Genomic DNA, 4,245 nt, shown 5'->3' with positions numbered 1-4,245 from the left:
CTGCGCGGGGGCGGCCTGGGGCTCGGGCTTCGGCTCGGGGGCCGGAGCCGGGGCGGGCGCCTCGGCCTGCGGCTCGGGCTGGGCCTGGGCGGGTGCCTCGGCCGGGGCGCCGCTGCCGTCGTCGATCACGGCCAGCTCGGCGCCGACCTCGACCGTCTCGTCCTCGGCGACCTTGATGGAGGACAGGGTCCCGGAGGCGGGGGAGGGGATCTCGGTGTCGACCTTGTCGGTCGAGACCTCCAGCAGGGGTTCGTCGGCCTCGACGTGCTCACCCTCGGCCTTCAGCCAGCGGGTGACGGTGCCCTCGGTGACGCTCTCGCCGAGCGCCGGCAGGGTTACGGAAACCGCCATGGTTTCGGTTGCTCCTAACGAAAAGTGCGAATGGCGTGGTGCTCTCGCGCCCGGGAGGATCAGTCGTGGGAGTGCAGCGGCTTGCCGGCCAGGGCCAGGTGGGCCTCGCCGAGGGCCTCGTTCTGCGTCGGGTGCGCGTGGACGAGCTGCGCGACCTCGGCGGGCAGAGCCTCCCAGTTGTAGATGAGCTGGGCCTCGCCGACCTGCTCGCCCATCCGGTCACCGACCATGTGGACGCCGACCACGGCACCGTCGCGGACCTGGACGAGCTTGATCTCGCCCTGCGTCTTGAGGATCTTGCTCCGGCCGTTGCCGCCGAGGTTGTACTTCAGCGTCACGACCTTGTCCGCGCCGTGGATCTCCTTGGCCTTGGCCTCGGTCAGACCGACGGAGGCGACCTCCGGGTGGCTGTAGGTCACACGCGGCACGCCGTCGTAGTCGATCGGCACGACGTCCAGCCCGGCCAGCCGCTCGGCCACCAGGATGCCCTCGGCGAAACCGACGTGGGCGAGCTGGAGGGTCGGGATGAGGTCGCCGACGGCCGAGATGGTCGGCACGTTGGTGCGGCAGTACTCGTCCACCAGGACGTAGCCGCGGTCCATGTTCACCCCGGCCTCCTCGTAGCCCAGGCCCTGCGAGACCGGACCGCGGCCGATGGCGACGAGCAGCAGCTCGGCCTCGTACTCCTTGCCGTTGGCCAGGGAGACCTTCACACCGCTGTCGGTGTACTCCGCCTTCTCGAAGAAGGAACCGAGCGAGAACTTGATGCCGCGCTTGCGGAAGGCGCGCTCCAGCAGCTTGGAGCTGTTCTCGTCCTCGGCGGGCACCAGGTGGGGCAGGCCCTCGACGATGGTGACGTCGGTGCCGAAGGACTTCCACGCGGAGGCGAACTCGCACCCGATGACGCCGCCGCCCAGGATGACGACGGACTGCGGCACGCGGTCCAGCGTCAGCGCGTGGTCGGAGTTGATGATCCGGTCGCCGTCGATCTCCAGACCCGGGATCGACTTGGGCACCGAGCCGGTGGCCAGCAGCACGTGCCGGCCCTCGTAGCGCTGCCCGTTCACGTCCACCGAGGTCGGGGAGGAGAGGCGGCCCTCGCCCTCCACGTAGGTGATCTTGCGGGAGGCGATCAGCCCCTGCAGGCCCTTGTACAGGCCCGAGATCACGCTGTCCTTGTACTTGTGGACCGCCGGCATGTCGATGCCCTCGAAGGTGGCCTTGACGCCGAAGCCGGCGCTCTCGCGCGCGGAGTCGGCCACCTCGCCGGCGTGCAGCAGGGCCTTCGTCGGGATGCATCCGTAGTGCAGACAGGTACCGCCGACCTTGTCCTTCTCGATCAGGGCGACGTCCAGACCCAGCTGCGAAGCCCGCAGGGCAGCGGCATAACCGCCGCTACCGCCTCCGAGGATCACTAGGTCGAAAACGGTGCTGGCGTCGTTCGCCACGTCACGTCCTCCATGCATGGGTACGCCGGAGCCGGTCCGTCGGAGACCGGGCGGCTGTATGTTCGGCCGCTTCTTGCTCGGCCCTGTGGGTTGAGCGGGCCCTGTCCTGCCGAGACAACATCTTTGCACTTGTCGGCGGGGAGTGGGACGCCGGGCCGGTGTCCCAGCCCCTCATACCCAGATGAACAGGAGGATTGCGAGCGGGTACGCGTGTCTACCGGAGAGTAGGCCGGCCGGATCGCTCACAGCGAACGCGGCCCCGGCCGGAACCGGCCGGAAAACCCGCCGGGGTCCGGGACGCTCCGAGCGTCCCGGACCCCGGCGGACGGGCGCGGACGGGCGCGGACGGGCGGTGCGCGGGCGGGCCCGCCGCGGCCGCCGCGCGGCCGTCAGCCGGCCGCCGGACCGCGGGTCAGACCACGTCCCCCGCCGCGGCGCGCTCGGCGAGGCGGACCAGGGTGCGCACCGCGCAGCCGGTGCCGCCCTTGGGGGTGTAGCCGAAGGGGCCGGACTCGTTGAAGGCCGGGCCGGCGATGTCCAGGTGGGCCCAGGTGGTGCCCTCGGCGACGAACTCCTTCAGGAACAGGCCGGCCACCAGGCCGCCGCCCATCCGCTCGCCCATGTTGGCGATGTCGGCGATCGGCGAGTCCATGCCCTTGCGCAGGTGGCCGGGGAGCGGCATCGGCCACGACGGCTCGCCCGCCTCGGCCGCGCTGTCGTGAATGGCGGTGCGGAAGGCGTCGTCGTTGGCCATCACGCCGAACGTGCGGTTGCCCAGCGCCAGCACCATCGCGCCGGTCAGGGTCGCCACGTCCACCACCGCGTCCGGCTTCTCCTCGCACGCCCGGGTCAGGGCGTCGGCCAGCACCAGGCGGCCCTCGGCGTCGGTGTTGAGCACCTCGACCGTCTTGCCGCTGTACATGGTCAGCACGTCGCCCGGGCGGGTCGCGGTGCCCGACGGCATGTTCTCCGCCAGCGCCAGCCAGCCGGTGACGTTCACCCGCAGGCCGAGGCGGGCGGCGGCGACCACGGCGGCGAAGACGGCGGCGGCGCCGCTCATGTCGCACTTCATGGTCTCGTTGTGGCCGGCCGGCTTGAGCGAGATGCCGCCCGAGTCGTAGGTGATGCCCTTGCCGACCAGGGCCAGGGTCTTCTTCGCCTTGGAGTGGGTGTAGGACAGGCGCACCAGGCGCGGCGGGTTCGCCGAGCCCTGCCCGACGCCGAGGATGCCGCCGTAGCCGCCCTTGGCCAGCGCCTTCTCGTCCAGCACCTCCACCGTCAGCCCGTACTCCTTGGCCGCGCTCTGCACGGCGGCGGCGAAGGACTTCGGGAACAGGCCGTTGGAGGGGGTGTTGACCAGATCGCGGGCGCGGTTGACCTCCGCGGCCAGCACCTCGGCCCGCTCGGCGGCGGCCTTGTGCGCCTTGTCGCGGGACCTGGCGCCGAGCACGGTGACCTCGGCGAGCGGAGCGTTCCTGCCGGCGTCCCCGCCCTTGCCGCCCTTGCCGTCCTTGCCCTTCTTGGAACCCTTGGCGTTCTTGTCCTCCTTGCCGCGGTACTCGGTGAAGGAGTAGGCGCCCAGCAGCGCGCCCTCGCAGACGGCGGCCAGGGACGCCTCGTCCCCGGCCGGCAGGGCGAAGCCGGCCTTCTTCCGGCCGGCCAGCGCGCGGGCGGCCGCACCGGCCGCGCGGCGCAGCGCCTCCGGGTCGTACGGCCCGTCCCCCTCCGGGGCGTCACCGAGCCCGACCGCCAGCACCAGGTCAGCCTTCACACCATCCGGGGCGGGCAGCTTGGTGACCTCCCCCTCACCGCCCGACGCGCCGAGGGTCTCCAGGACGCCGGCCAGGGAGCCGCCGAACGCCTGGTCCAGGGGCTCGCCGCCCGGGGCGACCACGGGCCCGTCCGGGCCCTTGGCCACACCGACTACGACGGCGTCCGCGCGCAGCGTCGCGGCGGACGAGGAACTGAGAGTGAGAGCAGACACAGTGGTGGGAATCCCTCTTCCGATGGGCAAGCCGAGTGGATGTGCACGGCTTCGGGCACGGGCCGAGCCTACGTCGCGGCCCGGAGGGCCCCGCCGTCGGCTCCGGGCGGCGGGTCGCGCCCGCCGCCCGGAGCCGACGGCGGGGCGTGACGGAAGCACGGACCGTCCCGCGGAATTCTCCGAGGGGCGCTAACCCAGCGCAAGCACCACCAGGCAGGAGGTCAGCGCGGTTTCGCCCACGGCGCCGAAGACGTCGCCGGTCACCCCGCCCAGTCTGCGGCGGCAGCGGGCCAGCAGCAGGTGCGCCGCGCCCAGCGCCAGGGCGACCGCCGCGGCGCACCGCACGGCCCCGTACGGGCCCCACAGCGCCCCCGCGCCCGCCGCCGCCGCGGCCACCGCCGCGCAGGTCAGGGCGGCACTCCGCCCGCGCACCGCCCCCGCCCCCGCCGCCCCCCGCCCCCC

The 4,245-nt window shown here is 72.9% G+C and carries 4 protein-coding genes; all 4 read right to left on the bottom strand.

The annotated features are described in order from the left end of the window. A partial coding sequence (locus ACLIYP_RS29390; RefSeq protein ID WP_412716125.1) for a biotin/lipoyl-containing protein occupies positions 1-351 on the bottom strand: 351 nt, incomplete at its 3' end. 59 nt (positions 352-410) lie between these two features. Next, complete coding sequence (gene lpdA, locus ACLIYP_RS29385; protein WP_412716124.1) at positions 411-1,799, bottom strand: dihydrolipoyl dehydrogenase; 1,389 nt, start codon at positions 1,797-1,799, stop codon at positions 411-413. 412 nt (positions 1,800-2,211) lie between these two features. Further along, complete coding sequence (locus ACLIYP_RS29380) at positions 2,212-3,783, bottom strand: leucyl aminopeptidase (protein ID WP_412716123.1); 1,572 nt, start codon at positions 3,781-3,783, stop codon at positions 2,212-2,214. Positions 3,784-3,972: 189 nt separating this feature from the next. Further along, the coding region (locus ACLIYP_RS29375; protein ID WP_412716122.1) for an adenosylcobinamide-GDP ribazoletransferase at positions 3,973-4,245 on the bottom strand (273 nt) is incomplete at its 5' end.

It is taken from the genome of Streptomyces nanhaiensis, assembly GCF_046614825.1.
Taxonomy (GTDB): domain Bacteria; phylum Actinomycetota; class Actinomycetes; order Streptomycetales; family Streptomycetaceae; genus Streptomyces; species Streptomyces radiopugnans.
This window is presented reverse-complemented; position numbering and strand designations above follow the sequence as displayed.